This is a genomic window from Streptomyces sp. NPDC102451 (genome assembly GCF_044765485.1).
In the GTDB taxonomy this organism is placed as follows: domain Bacteria; phylum Actinomycetota; class Actinomycetes; order Streptomycetales; family Streptomycetaceae; genus Streptomyces.
In genome coordinates this window covers 143964-160436 of sequence record NZ_JBIWKD010000005.1, presented here as the reverse complement: position 1 = coordinate 160436, position 16473 = coordinate 143964, and the positions used below count along the sequence as shown (strand labels likewise).

18 protein-coding genes are annotated in these 16473 nt (G+C 70.1%); 6 read left to right on the top strand and 12 right to left on the bottom strand.

The window, feature by feature from the left end:
- The first annotated feature begins 97 nt into the window (after positions 1–97).
- Entirely contained in the window at positions 98–1363 is a 1266-nt protein-coding gene (locus ACIRD8_RS13610; protein ID WP_403989910.1) for a PTS transporter subunit EIIC, read from the top strand.
- An 83-nt stretch (positions 1364–1446) separates the two neighbouring features.
- On the opposite strand, the gene ACIRD8_RS13605 is transcribed toward ACIRD8_RS13610, so the two are convergent.
- Positions 1447–2199 (bottom strand): MBL fold metallo-hydrolase, encoded by a 753-nt coding sequence (locus tag ACIRD8_RS13605; protein WP_403989908.1) that lies wholly within the window; start codon positions 2197–2199, stop codon positions 1447–1449.
- Positions 2200–2371: 172 nt separating this feature from the next.
- On the opposite strand from ACIRD8_RS13605, the gene ACIRD8_RS13600 reads away from it, so the two are divergent.
- The gene (locus tag ACIRD8_RS13600; protein ID WP_403989906.1) at positions 2372–2866 is read left to right on the top strand and encodes a type II toxin-antitoxin system PemK/MazF family toxin; all 495 of its coding nucleotides are present in this window, start codon (positions 2372–2374) and stop codon (positions 2864–2866) included.
- Positions 2867–2952: 86 nt separating this feature from the next.
- Here the strand turns inward: ACIRD8_RS13600 and ACIRD8_RS13595 are convergent, their stop codons facing one another.
- From ACIRD8_RS13595 to clpS, 7 genes are all read right to left on the bottom strand, one after another.
- Positions 2953–3903 carry a PLP-dependent cysteine synthase family protein gene (locus ACIRD8_RS13595; RefSeq protein WP_403989904.1) on the bottom strand — a complete coding sequence of 317 codons (951 nt, stop codon included), beginning with the start codon at positions 3901–3903 and terminating at the stop codon, positions 2953–2955.
- Complete coding sequence (locus ACIRD8_RS13590; RefSeq protein WP_403989902.1) at positions 3903–4190, bottom strand: MoaD/ThiS family protein; 288 nt, start codon at positions 4188–4190, stop codon at positions 3903–3905. The genes ACIRD8_RS13595 and ACIRD8_RS13590 overlap by 1 nt, the downstream gene beginning before the upstream one ends.
- Positions 4191–4304: 114 nt before the next feature.
- The gene (locus tag ACIRD8_RS13585) at positions 4305–4418 is read right to left on the bottom strand and encodes a putative leader peptide (protein WP_315985687.1); all 114 of its coding nucleotides are present in this window, start codon (positions 4416–4418) and stop codon (positions 4305–4307) included.
- 118 nt (positions 4419–4536) lie between these two features.
- Positions 4537–4971: a Mov34/MPN/PAD-1 family protein gene (locus tag ACIRD8_RS13580; RefSeq protein ID WP_099172876.1), complete on the bottom strand. Its 435-nt coding sequence runs from the start codon at positions 4969–4971 to the stop codon at positions 4537–4539.
- A gap of 113 nt (positions 4972–5084) precedes the next feature.
- Positions 5085–6515: an amino acid permease gene (locus ACIRD8_RS13575; protein WP_403989900.1), complete on the bottom strand. Its 1431-nt coding sequence runs from the start codon at positions 6513–6515 to the stop codon at positions 5085–5087.
- A 316-nt stretch (positions 6516–6831) separates the two neighbouring features.
- Positions 6832–7419 (bottom strand): DUF2017 domain-containing protein, encoded by a 588-nt coding sequence (locus tag ACIRD8_RS13570; RefSeq protein WP_403989898.1) that lies wholly within the window; start codon positions 7417–7419, stop codon positions 6832–6834.
- 41 nt (positions 7420–7460) lie between these two features.
- Positions 7461–7769: an ATP-dependent Clp protease adapter ClpS gene (clpS, locus tag ACIRD8_RS13565; protein WP_403989896.1), complete on the bottom strand. Its 309-nt coding sequence runs from the start codon at positions 7767–7769 to the stop codon at positions 7461–7463.
- Positions 7770–7857: 88 nt separating this feature from the next.
- On the opposite strand from clpS, the gene ACIRD8_RS13560 reads away from it, so the two are divergent.
- Positions 7858–9186: a nicotinate phosphoribosyltransferase gene (locus ACIRD8_RS13560; protein WP_403989894.1), complete on the top strand. Its 1329-nt coding sequence runs from the start codon at positions 7858–7860 to the stop codon at positions 9184–9186.
- A 126-nt stretch (positions 9187–9312) separates the two neighbouring features.
- Positions 9313–9897, top strand: coding sequence for an isochorismatase family protein (locus ACIRD8_RS13555; RefSeq protein ID WP_403989892.1), 585 nt, complete (start codon positions 9313–9315; stop codon positions 9895–9897).
- Between the two features lie 16 nt (positions 9898–9913).
- Here ACIRD8_RS13555 and ACIRD8_RS13550 read toward each other — a convergent pair whose 3' ends face one another.
- Complete coding sequence (locus ACIRD8_RS13550; protein ID WP_403989890.1) at positions 9914–10258, bottom strand: hypothetical protein; 345 nt, start codon at positions 10256–10258, stop codon at positions 9914–9916.
- Positions 10259–10380: 122 nt separating this feature from the next.
- Positions 10381–12780, bottom strand: coding sequence for an immune inhibitor A domain-containing protein (locus tag ACIRD8_RS13545; protein ID WP_403989888.1), 2400 nt, complete (start codon positions 12778–12780; stop codon positions 10381–10383).
- Between the two features lie 380 nt (positions 12781–13160).
- On the opposite strand from ACIRD8_RS13545, the gene ACIRD8_RS13540 reads away from it, so the two are divergent.
- Entirely contained in the window at positions 13161–13451 is a 291-nt protein-coding gene (locus tag ACIRD8_RS13540; RefSeq protein WP_403989886.1) for a hypothetical protein, read from the top strand.
- 18 nt (positions 13452–13469) lie between these two features.
- Here the strand turns inward: ACIRD8_RS13540 and ACIRD8_RS13535 are convergent, their stop codons facing one another.
- Both ACIRD8_RS13535 and ACIRD8_RS13530 read right to left on the bottom strand, forming a co-directional pair.
- Positions 13470–14126 carry an RDD family protein gene (locus ACIRD8_RS13535; protein ID WP_403989884.1) on the bottom strand — a complete coding sequence of 219 codons (657 nt, stop codon included), beginning with the start codon at positions 14124–14126 and terminating at the stop codon, positions 13470–13472.
- Positions 14127–14222: 96 nt separating this feature from the next.
- Entirely contained in the window at positions 14223–15758 is a 1536-nt protein-coding gene (locus ACIRD8_RS13530; RefSeq protein ID WP_403989882.1) for an RDD family protein, read from the bottom strand.
- A gap of 217 nt (positions 15759–15975) precedes the next feature.
- Between ACIRD8_RS13530 and ACIRD8_RS13525 the strand changes: the two genes are divergently transcribed.
- Entirely contained in the window at positions 15976–16458 is a 483-nt protein-coding gene (locus ACIRD8_RS13525; RefSeq protein ID WP_403989881.1) for an SsgA family sporulation/cell division regulator, read from the top strand.
- Positions 16459–16473: the final 15 nt, after the last annotated feature.

Below are 16473 nucleotides of genomic sequence, written 5' to 3'. Positions count from 1 at the left end.
GTACAGACCACGCGGCCGTATTTCCGTCGCCGCGTTCCTCGAGTCGCCGCCCCCCGAACCCTTCACACGGCGGCGCCTTGCCTACCGGAGGAAGTTCATGAGTACGGACACCGCTGCGGCCGCGCCCGCAAAGAAGCGGGGCGCCGGTGTGATGGCCGTCCTGCAGCGCATCGGCCGCAGCCTCATGCTGCCGGTCGCGGTCCTGCCCGCGGCCGCGCTGCTGGTCCGGCTCGGCAATGCCGACATGCTCGGCCGCGAGTCGTTCCCCACCGTCATCACGAAGCTGGCCGGCTACATGGCGGCCGGCGGTGGCGCCATTCTCGACAACATGGCCCTGCTGTTCGCCGTCGGCATCGCGATCGGCTTCGCCAAGAAGTCGGACGGCTCGACGGCGCTCGCCGCCGTGACCGGCTACCTGGTCTTCCAGAAGGTGCTCGCCACCTTCACCGACAGCAACCTGCCGCAGGTCGCGAGTGTCGCCGACGGCAAGATCGTCATGAGCGACGCCCCGGTCAACGCGGGTGTGCTCGGCGGTGTCGTGATGGGCATAGTCGTGGCCCTGCTGTACCAGAAGTTCTACCGGACGAAGCTGCCCGACTGGGCGGGCTTCTTCAGCGGCCGTCGCCTGGTCCCGATCCTCTCCGCCTTCGCGGGCCTGGTCATCGGTATCGTCTTCGGTCTCATCTGGCCGGTGCTCGGCACGGGCCTGCACAACTTCGGTGAGTGGCTCGTCGGTTCCGGCGCCGTCGGCGCGGGCATCTTCGGTGTCGCCAACCGCGCGCTGATCCCGGTCGGCATGCACCACCTCCTGAACTCTTTCCCGTGGTTCCAGGCGGGCGAGTACAACGGCGCCCACGGTGACATCGCCCGCTTCCTGGCCGGCGACCCGAACGCCGGGCAGTTCATGACCGGCTTCTTCCCGATCATGATGTTCGCCCTCCCGGCGGCCTGCCTGGCGATCGTCCACTGTGCCCGTCCCGAGCGCCGCAAGGTCGTCGGCGGCATGATGTTCTCGCTCGCGCTGACCTCGTTCGTCACCGGTGTGACCGAGCCGATCGAGTTCACGTTCATGTTCATCGCCCCGGTGCTGTACGCGATCCACGCGGTGCTGACCGGTGTCTCGATGGCCCTGACCTGGGCGCTCGGCATGAAGGACGGTTTCGGGTTCTCCGCCGGCCTCGTCGACTTCGGCCTGAACCTGGGAATCGCGTCGAAGCCGTGGCTGCTGGTGCTGGTCGGCCTCTGCTTCGCGGTCGTCTACTACGTGGTCTTCCGGTTCGCGATCACGAAGTTCAACCTGCCGACGCCGGGCCGCGAGTCCGACGAGGAGCTCGCCGAGCTCCAGAAGGCCGAGGCCAAGTAGTCCGGCCCGCCTTCGTACGAACGGCGAAGCCCTCATCTCCCGTGCGGGAGGTGGGGGCTTCGCCGTGCCGTCGTGGCCGGGGCCTAGATCTCGTACACCGCGCCGGGGGCCGCCAGCTCGACCGGGCCGTCGTAGACCTCGCGTGCGTCGGAGAGGTTGCGTTCAGCGTCCGTCCACGGCGGGATGTGGGTGAGGACCAGGCGTCCCGCTCCGGCGCGCGCGGCGTACTCGCCTGCTTCGCGGCCGTTGAGGTGGAGGTCCGGGATGTCCTCCTTGCCGTGGATGAACGATGCTTCGCAGAGGAACAGGTCGGATCCCTCGGCGAGTTCGGCCAGCGCCTCGCAGGTTCCGGTGTCGCCGGAGTAGGTGAGGGCGCGCCCGTTGTGCTCGACCCTGATGCCGAAGGTGTCGACGGGGTGGCAGAGCTTCTCCGTACGGACCGAGAAGGGGCCGATCTCGAACGAGCCGGACTTCAGCGTGTGGAAGTCGAAGACTTCGCCCATGGCGTGGTCGGACGGGGTGTCGGCGTGGGCCGTGGTGAGCCGGCGCTCGGTGCCCTCGGGTCCGTACACGGGGATCGGGGCGGGGCGCCCGCCGTCGAAGCGGTAGTAGCGGACGACGAAGTACGCGCACATGTCGATGCAGTGATCGGCATGGAGGTGGCTGAGGAAGATGGCGTCGAGGTCGTAGAGACCTACATGGCGCTGCAGCTCGCCCAGGGCGCCGTTGCCCATGTCGAGGAGCAGCCGGAAGCCGTCGGCCTCTACGAGGTAGCTCGAGCATGCCGAACCCGCGGACGGGAACGAGCCGGAGCAGCCGACGACGGTGAGCTTCATGGAGCGTGAACCTCCGAGGCGTGGGAACGGGGAGGGTTCGTGCGGTCCGTCGAGCGTAAGGCGCGAAACAGCTGGTCGCTCCTCCACGGCCTGCCGTTGTGGGGGAACTCACCTGTGCTGTCACCGGTTCGATGGAAGCCCGGGTGTCGGTGGGCGCCGGTACGGTCTGGATATGAACACGTGGTGGTGGGTGGCACTGGCCGCCGTCGTCCTGCTGGCGCTCGTGGCGACGGTCTCCGACGCGCGGGGGCGGGGCGGGCGCGGTCCGCGGCGGCCGGGCGGGCGGACGCGTCCTCCGGGTCGTCCTCCGGGGCGGGCTCCGGAGCGTGCCCCGGGGCGGAAGAAGGGGCGTCCGCACGGGGTGCCCCGGCCGGGGGAGATCTGGTGGGCGGATGTGCCGTTCGAGGACGGGCCCGGGTCCAAGGACCGGCCGTGTCTGGTGCTGTCGGTGCGGGGCGGCACGGCGGTCGTCGCCAAGATCACCAGTAAGCATCATGAGGAGCGGCCGGGGGTGATCGCGCTGCCGCCGGGGGCGGTGGGGGACGCGCGGGGCCGGCAGAGCTTCCTGGAGACGGATGAGCTGCGGGACGTGGCGGTGTCGGGGTTCCGCCGGAAGGCGGGCGAGCTGGACGGGGAGGTCTGGGGGCGGGTGCGCGGGCTGGGGTGAGCATGCGGGAGGCGCGGGCCGGGGTTCGCTCCCGTCCCGCGCCTCCTGGGTGCGCGGCCGCCGGTGCCGGGCGGCTCGATGGCCCCTCAGGCCCAGAGCTGGCCGTGCAGGGTTTCGATGGCTGCCTCTGTCGTGGGGGCGGTGTAGACGCCGGTCGACAGGTACTTCCAGCCGCCGTCGGCGACGACGAAGACGATGTCCGCGGACTCGCCGGCCGCGACGGCCTTGCGGCCGACGCCGATGGCGGCGTGGAGTGCGGCGCCGGTGGAGACGCCCGCGAAGATGCCCTCCTGCTGGAGGAGCTCGCGGGTGCGGGTGACGGCGTCGGCGGAGCCGACGGAGAAGCGGGTGGTGAGGACGGAGGCGTCGTACAGCTCGGGGACGAAGCCCTCGTCGAGGTTGCGCAGGCCGTAGACGAGGTCGTCGTAGCGCGGTTCGGCGGCGACGACGGCGACGTCCGGCTTGTTCTCCCGGAGGTAGCGGCCGACGCCCATGAGGGTGCCGGTGGTGCCGAGGCCGGCCACGAAGTGGGTGATGGAGGGGAGGTCGGTGAGGATCTCCGGTCCGGTGGTGGCGTAGTGGGCGCCGGCGTTGTCCGGGTTGCCGTACTGGTAGAGCATGACCCAGTCGGGGTGCTCGGCGGAGAGCTCCTTGGCGACGCGTACGGCGGTGTTGGAGCCGCCCGCGGCGGGGGACGAGATGATCTCGGCGCCCCACATGGTGAGCAGGTCGCGCCGCTCCTGCGAGGTGTTCTCCGGCATGACGCAGACGATGCGGTAGCCCTTGAGGGTGGCCGCCATGGCGAGCGAGATGCCGGTGTTGCCGCTGGTGGGCTCGAGGATGGTGCAGCCGGGTGTGAGCCGGCCGTCCTTCTCCGCCTGCTCGACCATGTGGAGCGCGGGGCGGTCCTTGATCGAGCCGGTGGGGTTGCGGTCCTCGAGCTTGGCCCAGATACGGACGTCCTCGGACGGGGACAGCCGCGGGAGGCGGACCAGGGGCGTGTTGCCCACGGCCGCCAGCGGGGAGTCGTACCGCATCAGCGCATGCCGCCGGCGACGGCCGGGAGGATCGTGACGTTGTCGCCGTCGGCGAGCTTGGTGGAGATGCCGTCGAGGAAGCGGACGTCCTCGTCGTTGAGGTAGACGTTCACGAAGCGGCGGAGCTGGTCCCCGTTCGCGCCGTCGACGAGTCGCTCACGGATGCCGGTGTGGCGGCTCTCCAGGTCTGCGAAGAGGTCGGCGAGGGTCTCCCCGCTGCCTTCGACCGCCTTGGCGCCGTCGGTGTAGGTGCGGAGGATGGTCGGGATGCGGACCTCGATGGCCATGGCGTGGGCTCCTGTCGAATGCGGGGAGGTGGCGTGGGGCGGCGCGCGTTGGTGCCCCCGCGCGGGGGTGGTGCGTACGTGATGGCGCTCGGACCGCGGCTCAGGCCGTGCGGTTCACGGGCAGGCGGCAGCCGGACACATCGCGCTGGACAGCCTGCACAGGTCGACGTGCAGCCGCGCGACGAGCAGTGTGCCCGGGGCCTTTTCGCTCACGTCATGGGGAACCATGCGCTCATCGTATCGATTCCCCACCCGGGATCCGGAGTGTGATCCCACATGGTGGACGATGAGCGTTCGCGATGTGGGACGGACCTGTCAGGTCCGCGCGGTCCGGCCGCCCCGTGGGTCAGACGGCCGTGGGGTACGCCTCGACGATCTCGACCTCTTCCTCGGTGATCTCGCCGTCCACGATGCGGTACGAGCGGAACTGGAAGGGGCCCGCGTCGTCGGTGTCCGCGGTGGAGACCAGGACGTAGTGGGCGCCGGGCTCGTTGGCGTAGGTGACGTCGGTGCGGGAGGGGTAGGCCTCGGTCGCGGTGTGGGAGTGGTAGATGATCACCGGCTCCTCGTCGCGGTCGTCCATCTCGCGGTAGAGCTTCAGCAGGTCCGCGGAGTCGAACTCGTAGAACGTGGGCGAGCGCGCGGCGTTGAGCATGGGGATGAAGCGTTCGGCGCGGCCCGTCCCGGCCGGACCTGCGACCACGCCGCACGCCTCGTCGGGGTGGTCGGCGCGGGAGTGCGCGACGATCTGGTCGTGGAGCGCCTGGGTGAGGGTCAGCATGGGGCCCAGGATAAGCAGACGGGCCCTCCCGTACCGAGGGGTGGTACGGGAGGGCCCGGATGTCGGACACGGCCGTTGGGGCGGCCGGTGTCCCGGAGGCGCCGTGGCGGGGTTCAGCGCTTGGCGAAGGCGGTGCTCTCGGGGTTGCGGGCCTTGAGCACCAGGTAGGAGACGCCGAGGATCAGGCCCCACACCGGTGCGCAGTACAGCGAGATCCTGGCGTCCTTGTCGATGGCCATCATGATGATGACGAGGCCGATGAAGGCGAGGGCGAACCAGCTGCTGAAGGGCGCCCCGGGTGCCTTGAAGGTGGACTGGGGCAGTTCGCCGCGGTCGGCCTTGGCGCGGTAGCGGATCTGACAGATCAGGATCATGATCCAGGCCCACATGCCGGAGATGGTCGCGAAGGAGACGACGTAGTTGAACGCGTCGCCGGGCCACTGGTAGTTGATCCAGACGCCGACGAGCATCAGCGCGGCGGAGAAGGTGGTGCCGACCAGCGGCAGGCCGTTCTTCGTCAGCTTGGTGAAGGCCTTGGGGCCCTGTCCGTTGAGCGCGAGGTCCCGCAGCATGCGCCCGGTGGAGTACATGCCGGAGTTGCAGGAGGAGAGCGCGGCGGTGAGCACGACGAAGTTGACGATCGCGGCTCCGATGCCGAGGCCCATCTCCTCGAACGCGGCGACGAACGGGGAGACGCCGGGCTCGAAGGTGCTCCACGGGACGACGGAGAGGATCATGATCAGCGCGCCGACGTAGAAGACGGCGATGCGCCACGGCACGGTGTTGATGGCCTTGGGCAGGACGGTCTTCGGGTCCTTGGACTCGCCGGCGGTGACGCCGACGAGTTCGACGGCGAGGAAGGCGAACATGACGATCTGGAGGGTCATCAGCGTGCCGCTGATGCCTTCGGGGAAGAAGCCGCCGTCGTTCCACAGGTTGGCGACGGTCGCGGTGTCGCCGGCGTCGGAGAAGCCGACGGTGAGCACTCCGGCGCAGATGAGGATCATGCCGAGGATCGCGGTGACCTTGACCATCGAGAACCAGAACTCGAGCTCACCGAAGAGCTTCACCGAGATCAGGTTGGCGCCGTACAGAATGATGGTGAACACCAGTGCGGACAGCCATTGCGGGATATCCCACCAGTACGTCATATAGGTGGCCGCGGCGGTGACTTCGGTGATTCCGGTGACGACCCAGAAGAGCCAGTACGTCCAGCCGGTGACGAATCCGAAGAACGGGCCCAGGAATTCACGGGCGTACTCCGAGAAGGAGCCCGACACCGGGCGGTACATGAGGAGTTCGCCCAGGGCGCGCATGATGAAGAAGATGACCAGGCCCGCGATGGCGTACGCCAGGATGAGGCTGGGCCCGGCTCTGTCGATGGCTTTGCCCGCGCCGAGGAAGAGGCCTGTCCCGATGGCTCCGCCGATGGCGATCATCTGGATCTGGCGGGCCCCCAGTCCTCGCTGGTAACCCTCGCCCGCCGGGGCGTCGACGACCTCCTGGCCGTCCGGCTGCCCGTTGTCGACCTGCGCCGATGTCATGTTGCTGCGCCTTTCTCCACGCCGATCCGCGCCGTCGTCGGCGTCGGATCAGGTCCTGATCCCCCCGGATATGGATGGAGTGCCGCCGGCGTTCGGCCGGCTCGTAGCGCCCCCGGGAACAGGGGTGGCGTCCCCGGCGGTCGTGAAGATTTACCACGGACCCCGGGGGAAGCCATCGGACATTATGTGGCGCACACCACAGGAAAAAGCGGACAAGCGTTTCCAGGCGCTGCAAAGAGAGCTGATCAGGTGACGGGATCGTTATTCGGATTTGAGCATCCGTTGAGCGAACGCCGCACCTGATCCGACCAGGGCGCTAGTCGGGCATCAGCGTCTCGACGAGGGTCTCCTGGAGTGCCCCGAGCCAGAGATAAGCCATCACCATCGGCTTGCGCGGGTCGCTGTCGGGGAGCCGGTAGAGCGAGCCGTCCTGGCCCTCGTCCTCGTCGGAGACCTCCAGGCGGGTGCCGATGGTGAGCCGGAGGTCGTTGAGGGACCCCAGCCAGTGGTGGCACTCCTCGGGGGTGAGGCTGAGCACCGCCCCGCTGTCCGCGACGGGCGAGAGCGCGTCGAGCGACCGTACGACGGCGAGGGCATCCTCGCGCTTACGGGTGCGCAGGTCGTTCTCGGTGAAGCGGCGGAACTCGGCGGAGGCCTCGCGCAGCTCCTTGTCCTCGTCCCCGTACGCCTCGGGGAAGAGGCGGGCGAGCGCGGGGTCGGAGGGCGGTTCGCTGGGCCCCTCGGCGAAGAGGGCGGCGAGCGGGTCCTCGCCGTCGGCCGGCTGGTCGCCGGGGCCGATCAGTTCGAGCAGCTGGACGGCGAGGGAGCGCAGGATGGCGATCTCGACCTCGTCGAGGGCGACGGACGCGCCGCCGCCTGGGGTGGCCTCGAAGTGGCCGGCCATGAATTCTCCGATGGTGGGTCGGACGGAGGGGCAGCGGTGGGTCAGTTCCGGTCCTGGGTCAGCGTGGCCCAGAGGCCGTAACCGTGCATGGCCTGGACGTCGCGTTCCATCTCCTCGCGGCTGCCGCTGGAGACGACCGCGCGGCCTTTCTGATGGACGTCGAGCATCAGCTTGTGCGCCTTGTCCTTGGAGTAGCCGAAGTAGGCCTGGAAGACATACGTCACATAGCTCATGAGGTTGACCGGGTCGTTGTGCACCAGCGTCACCCAGGGGACATCGGGCTCAGGGACGGCGTAGGTCTCCTCGGCCGATTCGGGACGTTCGATCTCTACGGGGGCAGCAACGCTCACCTACCCCATGCTGCCACCAGAGAGGGGTCGGCGCACAAACGACGCCCCCATCTCGTCACTTTGACGAATAGGGAGTAGCATCCCCGGCATGAACTCAGCGGACCTTGGGCGACGGGTCGGTGTGCCGTCGACCGCGCTCTTCACCGACCAGTACGAGCTCACGATGGTGCAGGCCGCACTGAAGGCCGGCACCGCGGACCGGCGCTCCGTCTTCGAGGCCTTCACCCGCCGGCTGCCCGAGGGGCGGCGCTACGGCGTCGTCGCCGGCACCGGGCGGGTGCTGGACGCGGTGGAGAACTTCCACTTCGACGACGAGATGCTCACCTTCCTGCGCGACCAGAACGTCGTGGACGCCCCCACCGTCGACTGGCTGGCCGACTACCGCTTCAGCGGTGACATCTGGGGTTACCCGGAGGGCGAGGTGTACTTCCCTGGCTCGCCGCTCCTGCGGGTCGAGGGCTCCTTCGCCGAGTGCGTGCTGCTGGAGACCGTGATCCTGTCGATCCTGAACCACGACTCGGCGATCGCCGCCGCGGCGTCCCGGATGTCGGCCGCCGCGGGTGGCCGCAGGCTCATCGAGATGGGCGCGCGCCGCACCCACGAGCTGTCCGCGGTGGCCTCCGCGCGTGCCGCGTACGTCGGCGGCTTCCACACCACCTCGGACCTGGCGGCGGGTTTCCGCTACAACATCCCGACCGTCGGGACGAGCGCGCACGCCTTCACGCTGCTGCACGACAGCGAGCGGGACGCCTTCCGGGCGCAGGTGGACTCGCTGGGCCGGGGCACCTCGCTGCTCGTGGACACGTACGACGTCACGGAGGCGGTCCGTACGGCGGTGGAGGTCGCGGGCCCGGAGCTCGGGGCCGTACGCATCGACTCGGGTGACCTGCTGCTCGTCGCGCACCGGGTCCGGCAGCAGCTGGACGAGCTGGGCGCCACGGAGACGAAGATCGTGGTGACGTCCGACCTGGACGAGTACGCGATCGCCTCGCTGGCCGCCGCGCCCGTCGACACCTACGGGGTGGGCACGCAGCTGGTCACCGGCAGCGGGCACCCGACGTGCTCCATGGTCTACAAGCTGGTGGCGCGTGCGCGGTCCGCCGATCCGGCCGATCCGCTGCTGCCGGTGGCGAAGAAGTCGCTGGGCGCGAAGTCGTCGAGGGGCGGCCGCAAGTGGGCCGCGCGCCGGCTGGACGAGGCCGGGGTGGCGGAGGCCGAGGTGATCGGCAGCGGCGAGGTCCCGGCGGAGCTGGCGGACCGGCAGCTGCTGGTGGAGCTGGTCAGGGGCGGCGAGGTCGTCGGCCGGGAGCCGCTGGAGGCCGCGCGGGAGCGGCACATCGCGGCCCGGTCGGGGCTTCCGATGTCGGCGATGCAGCTGTCCCGCGGGGAGCCGGTGCTCCCCACGGAGTACGCCTGAGGGCCCCGGGTAGACGTGAGGCCTGCCCGCCCCCTCCCGCAGGGTGCGCCGAGTCTCTAGGCTCGGTGGCATCCCCACCGCATCCGCACGCGGAACCCGCCGAACCCCCACCGAAGGACAACCGTCATGCATCGCGCCTTGATCGTCGTTGACGTTCAGAACGACTTCTGCGAGGGCGGCAGCCTCGCGGTGGCGGGCGGCGCCGATGTCGCCGCCGCCATCACCGACCTGATCGGTGAGGCCCAGCCCGGCTACAGCCATGTGGTGGCCACCCGGGACCACCACATCGACCCCGGGGACCACTTCTCCTCGGCGCCCGACTTCGAGCACTCCTGGCCGCCGCACTGCGTCGCCGGCACGGAGGGCGTGGGCTTCCACCCGAACTTCGCGCCCGCCGTCGCCTCCGGCGCGATCGACACCGTCTTCGACAAGGGGGCGTACGCCGCGGCGTACAGCGGCTTCGAGGGTGTCGACGAGAACGGCACCGGGCTCGCCCAGTGGCTGCGGGAGCGGTCCGTGACGGCTGTCGACGTCGTCGGCATCGCCACGGACCACTGTGTGCGGGCCACCGCCCTGGACGCCGCCCGAGAGGGCTTCGCCACGCACGTACTGCTGGACCTGACCGCCGGTGTCGCCGAGGGGACCACGGAGCGGGCCCTGGGGGAGCTGCGGACCGCCGGGGTGGAGCTGTCCGGCAAGCCGGTCGTCTGACGCGCCCCGGCGGCGCTCAGGCCGCCGGGCGGGCCGGGCCCGCGTAGCCGGCGGACCCCAGCAGCGCCCGTATCGGGTGCCAGAGCTCCTGGCCGGTCTGCGGCGCCGTGCGCCAGAGCAGCCCGTCCGGGTGGTGCAGGACCGCCGTTATCTCGTCCGGGGTGGGCGGGTGCGCGTTGCCCCTGAGGTAGACGGCCCGCAGTCCCAGGTTGCGCAGCCTGGTCAGGGCGCGCGCCCGGTTCGCCGCATGCACCAGCACCCGGACGGGCTCTCCGGAGCCGGTACCCCCGGCCGGGCCGTTCAAGGTCAGTGCCACCACCACAGTGCCGTTGGGCAACCTGCAGAAACCTCCGCCTGCCATGCTTCGCGCTCCCCCGTAAGACTTCGTGTCAATAAGGATCGGTAGGACGCACCTAAACACGACCGGCCGCCGCCCCGCTAGAGGGCGACGGCCGATCACGCTTTGACCAGGTGTTTTTCGGACTACTTGCCCGAGGGGCCGACCTTCACGGTGATCGTCGAGCCGCTGAGCGGCTCGTTCACGATGGAGATCCGGGTGTTGGTGTCAGAAACCTTGACACTGCCTGTCGGGTTTTCCTTGTACCAGTAGGTGCCCTTGCGGTCGTCGAAGACCGGGACGCCCAGCGACGGCTTGATCTTCAGCGCGACGTCCGCGTTGTGCAGCGTGAAGCCCTTGTTCGGGTACCAGCTGAACGGCGCGTCGAAGGGCTGGATCTTGTTGCGCAGGACCGTGCCGTTCGTCCACTTCAGCGGCTTGGCGTGGGAGTCCACCGGCAGGATCAGGCCGGTGCCCTCGTGCTGCGAGGTGTTGTTGTCCTTCTGGGAGGTGTCCCAGAGCCACACCATCAGACCGTTCTGGTACGAGTAGTGCTCGACCCAGTCCGGGCGGGTGGTGGAGAAGCCGAAGTTGTACGGGCCGACCTCGAGGGTCTTGTCGTACGAGACGTACTGGCGGTTCTCGGCGATGTAGTACTGCGGGTAGTCGTTGGTGAACGACTCACCGATCCGCGAGAAGCCCTTGGCGGTCCAGCCGTTGTCGTCGCCCTCGGCGTCGTCCGAGAAGAGCACGGCGCCGTCGGCGGTGACGGTGATGGCGTCGGCCGCGAAGCCCTTGCCGCCCGCGCCGCCGTCCGTCTGGTAGCGGAAGCGGAGGTCGATCTTCTTGCCCGCGTAGGCGTCCAGCGGGAAGGAGAGCTTCTTGTACGCGCCGGAGACGTCGGTCAGGGCCGGCTTGTCACTGGCGTCGCGCGGGATGGCCTTGCCGTCGGCCGTGCCGTCGAGCGCGGTCCAGCTGGTGCCGCCGTTCTCGGACACCTCGGTGTAGAGGTAGTCGTAGTCGGCCTCGATGTCGTACCAGCCGGACAGGTCCAGCGAGGCGGACGTCTTGCCAGTCAGGTCGACTGAGCGGGTCAGGGTGTTCGACAGGTCGTCACCCATGTCGCTCCACCACTGCTTGGAGCCCTCCGCGGGCTTCGTGACCGTGGTGGTGACGGCCTTCTCGGGCAGCTCGACGACGAGCGCCTGCTTGTCCTTGGTGTTGTACTCCGAGACCCCCAGCTTGTGGGTCGACTTCGTGGCGGCCTTGGCCGTGTCGTAGTCGAGCCAGCCGAGCTGCAGCTTGTCCCAGGCGGTCATGTCGCCCGGGAGGTTGCCTATCTCGCCCTGGCCGGTGCCGAGCCAGGAGCCCGCCGACATCAGGGACCAGAAGCCGACCGAGTTCTCGCCGCCGCCGGAGGTGTCGTACAGGTCCGGGAGGCCGAGGTCGTGGCCGTACTCGTGGGCGAAGACGCCCAGGCCGCCGTTCTCGGGCTGCGCGGTGTAGTCGCCGACCCAGATGCCCGTGTCGCCGATCTGGGCGCCACCGGCCTTGTTGCCCTCGGGGCCCGTCGCCCCGGCGTTCGTGCCGTACGCGTACCAGCGGTGCGCCCAGATGGCGTTCGTGCCCTCGGCGCCGCCGCCCGCGGACTCGTCCTCGCCGGCGTGGACCAGCTGGAAGTGGTCGATGTAGCCGTCGGGCTCGTTGAAGTCGCCGTCGCCGTCGAAGTCGTAGCGGTCCCACTCGTCGTACTGGGCGAGGTCCGCCTTGATCTGGGCCGGCGTGCGGCCCTTGGCCTTCTGGTCGGCGGCCCAGGCGTTGACGCCGTCACGGACGGTGTCCCAGACGTTGGCGCAGTTGGTCGAGCCGCAGTAGTTGGAACCGTAACGGGCCTCGTTGTAGGGCACCTTCACCCAGTCCGAGACCTCGCCGTCGACCGAGTAGCGCCCGGAGGACGTCTTCTCGTAGTACGTCTTCAGCGAGTCCTTGCCCTTGCCCTCGCCGAAGTACAGGTCCTGGAAGTGCTGCTGGCTGTAGTCGGCCTGCCAGGCGGTGCTGTTGTCCTTCGCCGGGTCGGGCTCGGCTATCTCGTTGTGCAGCGGGCCCGGTGTGCCGCCGTACTTCTTGACGGGCGGCTTCGGGCCGTCGCCGTCGGGGTCGTACATCGTGGTGTCGTCGACCTGGTCGCCGAACTCCACCAGGACGGTGAATATCTTGTCGGTCTTCTCCCGGCCGAGCTCGACGTACTTGCTCTTGCCGAGCTTGACGACCTTGGAGCCGCCCTTGGCGGTCACCTTCTTGTCGCCGGACAGGACCTGCTCCAGCGCGGCCTGGCGCTGTGCGTCCTGCGCCTCGCTGAACGGCCCTTCCAGGTTGTGCTCGTCCGCCTTGACCGGTGCGGGATCGCGCCGGTCCACAACGGTGGCGCCCGATCCTGACGCCTTGTCATCCGCCTGTGCCGTGGCGAAGGCGGATGCCGTCGCGGCGGTGGCCGCCAGGCACACGGCTACGGCGGTGGCGCGTAGCGCCCGTCTCTGAGTGGTCACTTGATGCAGTCCTCCCCGGCGTTCGCGTCCGCGGCCAGGGGGTGAGTGCGGGCCGCGCGCGTTCAACGCGTCACAAGTGACGACATTCGATCGGAGTTATGAGAGAAAAGACAGATCTTGACTTGCACATACCAAGTGCACTATGTGGGAGGCCTCTTCCGCTATCCGGACGCAGATCCCGGCCGGTCGGGCCGCCGACCGGCGCGCCCACGACATATGCGGGCGACAACGTGACTCCGTGCGCCCCCCGTGCACCGGTACCGTGGGTTAGGTCACGCTTACTACCCGTTCCTCACGGGCATCCACCGTCGTAGAGTCGATTGACAGTGCGAACGTGTTGAGAGACTTCCCTATCCGACACCCCGAGGACGGATAACGCCATGCCGCGTCCGACTGCCGCACAGTTCTTCTACGGTTCGGCCACCGTCGTCATCTCCGCCCTCGCGTTGCTGCTGCTGTTCCGCACGGAATCGGGCATCGGCGTCGCCGTGGTCGGCACCGTGGCACTGGCGCTCGGCCTGCTGGTCGCCATGGTCCTTCCGACACGTACGAGGCCGGCCCGGCCGGCGACGGCACCGCCCACCGCCGCCCGCACGCATCGCACCATCGAGGACATCGAGATCGCCGCCGCCCGCCGGGAGCACATCGGCGAACACTCGCTGCACCGCTGACACCGCAGGCACCGCCGCTCAGGTGTTGACGACGACGGTCTTGCCCGCCTTGTCCTGCAACGCCTGCCGGTAGGGCTTGTCCGTGAACATCAGCACGATGTTGATGAGCCACCACAGGCACGGGCAGCACAGCAGCGCGGGGAGCCAGAGCACGACGGCCCGCATCAGCGAGGAGCTCGTGTCGGGGACCGAGCCGTCGTTGAGCATCGCGACGCGCATCTTCAACAGCCGCTTGCCGAGCGTCCGGCCGTCCTTGTGGGTGAAGTACGTGTCGTACGCGACGTAGACCACCAGGCCGATCAGCGACCACACCAGCTGATGACCGCTGTAGGTGTTGCCGATGGCGTTGCCGAAGTCGTCGTTGCCGTCGTCCGACGAGACGTCGACCGCGCCGCCGAAGGGCAGCGAGATCAGATACAGCGGGATCGAGATGATGAGGAAGTCGATCAACCGCGCCAGGATCCGTTTGCCCGGCTCCGCCAGCGGCGGCATGCCCGCCAGCGGATCCGCGCCGCCGTAGGGTCCGCCGCCGCCGTAGGGGTCGTGCGGCGGGGGCGGGGGTGGAGGCTGCCCGCCGCCGTAGGGCGAACCGCTCGGCGGGGGCGGAGGCCCCTGCGGCGGCCGCTTCGAGAAGGGGTCGTCGTCGGGCGGCGGAGGCGGTGGTTCGTTACTCATGGGGGCAGTGCACCCCGGCCCGGGAAGGCCCGCAACGGCTGGGGTCTCTTCGGGGGACGGGGCGTCAGCACACGGGCGTACGGGCCGTTCGCGAGGTCAGCCCGACGGCTCCCGGCCCGCGACGAAGGTGCGGGCCGCCTTGTCGTGCCAGCACTGGCGCCATGGACGGTCGACCAGACACCAGAGCACGTTGAGCACACCGACGGCGAGCAGGCCCAGCACCCCGTACACCAGCCAGCGGCGCAGCGCCGCGCCCACGGTCGGCGAGTCGTGGGACTCGATGTCACACACCTCGATGCCGCAGAGCTTCTTGCCCAGCGTGCGGCCCCACTTGGCGGTGGGCAGCGCCTCCAGGACGGAACCGAGGACCAGGAAGGCGACGAGCACCCCGCCGAACAGACCGGCCGTGGTGGAGTCCAGGAGCCAGACGGTGACCGTCTCACCGGACAGCTTCGCCGCCTCGATCTTCCGGTCGATGTGGTCCAGCGCCTGGGTGACCAGCGGGAAGCCGACGGCGCCGACGAGCGCGCCGAGGACGACCGAGTCGATGATCCGGGCGGCCAGCCGCTTGCCGAGACCCGCCGGCCTGGCCGCGGCCTGGGACCGGACGAGCTGCTGGAAGGGGTCATCGACCGGGGGCTTCCAGGGCACCACCGGCTGCTGGTGCTCGGGCCTGGCGCCCTGCTGCTGGGCGGGCACCGGGCTCTGCTGCTGGGGCCGCGGCTGCTGCGGGCGGGCCGTCCGCTCGGGCTGGGCGAGCTGGTGGACCTGCTGGGCCCAGGACGCGGACCCGCCGCCGGGGCCCGGTGTCAGGGGGGTGTTCAGCCCCGGCGCCTGCGCCTGCGCCTGCGGCGGGGTGGGCTGCGGTGCGGGGGCGGGGGGCTGCGGAGTGCCGCCCGGAGGCACGGCGCGGATCGCCATCGTTCCGTCGGCGGGGGCGGGGCCCTCCTCGCGCGGGCGCGGGGGGCGGCCGCCGGGGCCGACGGCGCGGATCGTGACCGTACCGTCGGTGGGCGGGCGGCGGCCCGCGTCGCTGCCGCCGGGCCGGTCCATGCGGATGGAGACGGTGCCGTCGGTCACCTCGTCGTTGCCGTCCCGCATGCCGGGCAGGGCACCGCGCGTCGGGTCCGGGGTGCCGGGCTGCCGGGGGTCGGGCGCGCGGTCGGCGCGGTCGCCCTCCGCCGGGGCGGGGACGGCGGGCGGTGCCGCGGGGCCGGGTGCGGGCGCCTCGGGCGTACGCGGATCCTTGCCGCCCCACGAGACGCGGTGGTCGCGTTCACCACCGAAGCCGGTCTGCCGGGAGGTGTCGGCCTGCCAGGCGGTCGCCGGCCGGGGCCGGCTCGGTGCCACGTCCGCCTCACCGCCGGTCCCGGCGTCCGCGTCCCGCGCGTCGACCTCGTCGAGGTACATCGGCCCGGTCTCGTCCACCGGAGCCGGTGGCTGCGGTGCCGCGTCGGGCGCCGGGGCGGGCGGCGGCGCGGGGGTGGTCTCGCCCTGCTGGGGCGCGGGCCGGCTGGTGCCGGGGACCCACGAAGCGCCGTTCCAGTACCGGACGTATCCGGGGATGGACGGGTCGGGGTAGTACCCCTCGCGGGGGCTTTCGTCACCGGGTGCCGGGGTTGGGGCGCTCATCACCGTGGTCCCGTATCTCTTCGAGGCCTCAATACAAGGGTCCACATCTATCAGACCGCCGAGCACGCCCGGGCCTGTCCTGCCGTTTGGACCACTTTCAGGGTCCGGGGAAGTTTTTCTGGGAAGTCGCGTCATAGACATCCGGGAGGGCGCTCTCTCCTTCTGCGGACCGGTCAAGGGACCGGCCACTACGAGCATCGGAAGGTCGTGCACCCTCATGCAGAACGCCGTGGAACGCGAGTTGGAAGTGAAGCTGGTCCTGTCGCCCGAGCGGTCCGTCCCCGTACCCGCCCGGCTCTCCTACTTCACCGACGACCCGTACGCCGTGCACATCACCTTCCACATCGGCTCCGAGTCGCCCGTGCACTGGACGTTCGCCCGTGAGCTGCTGGTGGAGGGCGTGTTCCGGCCGTGCGGGCACGGGGACGTACGGATCTGGCCGACCAAGGTGGAGGACCGGGGCGTCATCTGCGTCGCGCTGACCTCGCCCGACGGCAATGCCCTCCTTGAGGTGCCGTCGGCGGCGGTGGCCGCCTGGGTGGAGCGCACCCTGCGGGTGGTGCCGCCGGGGACCGAGAGCACGCTGCTCGGGCTGGACGGGGCCCTCGCCGAGCTGCTCACCCCGCTGCCGGCCGACGACCTGTGGCTGGGCGACCCCTGGTCCCCGTCCCCGGACGAGACGCAGGACGGGGAGGCCTGAGCGGTGGCGCGCGGG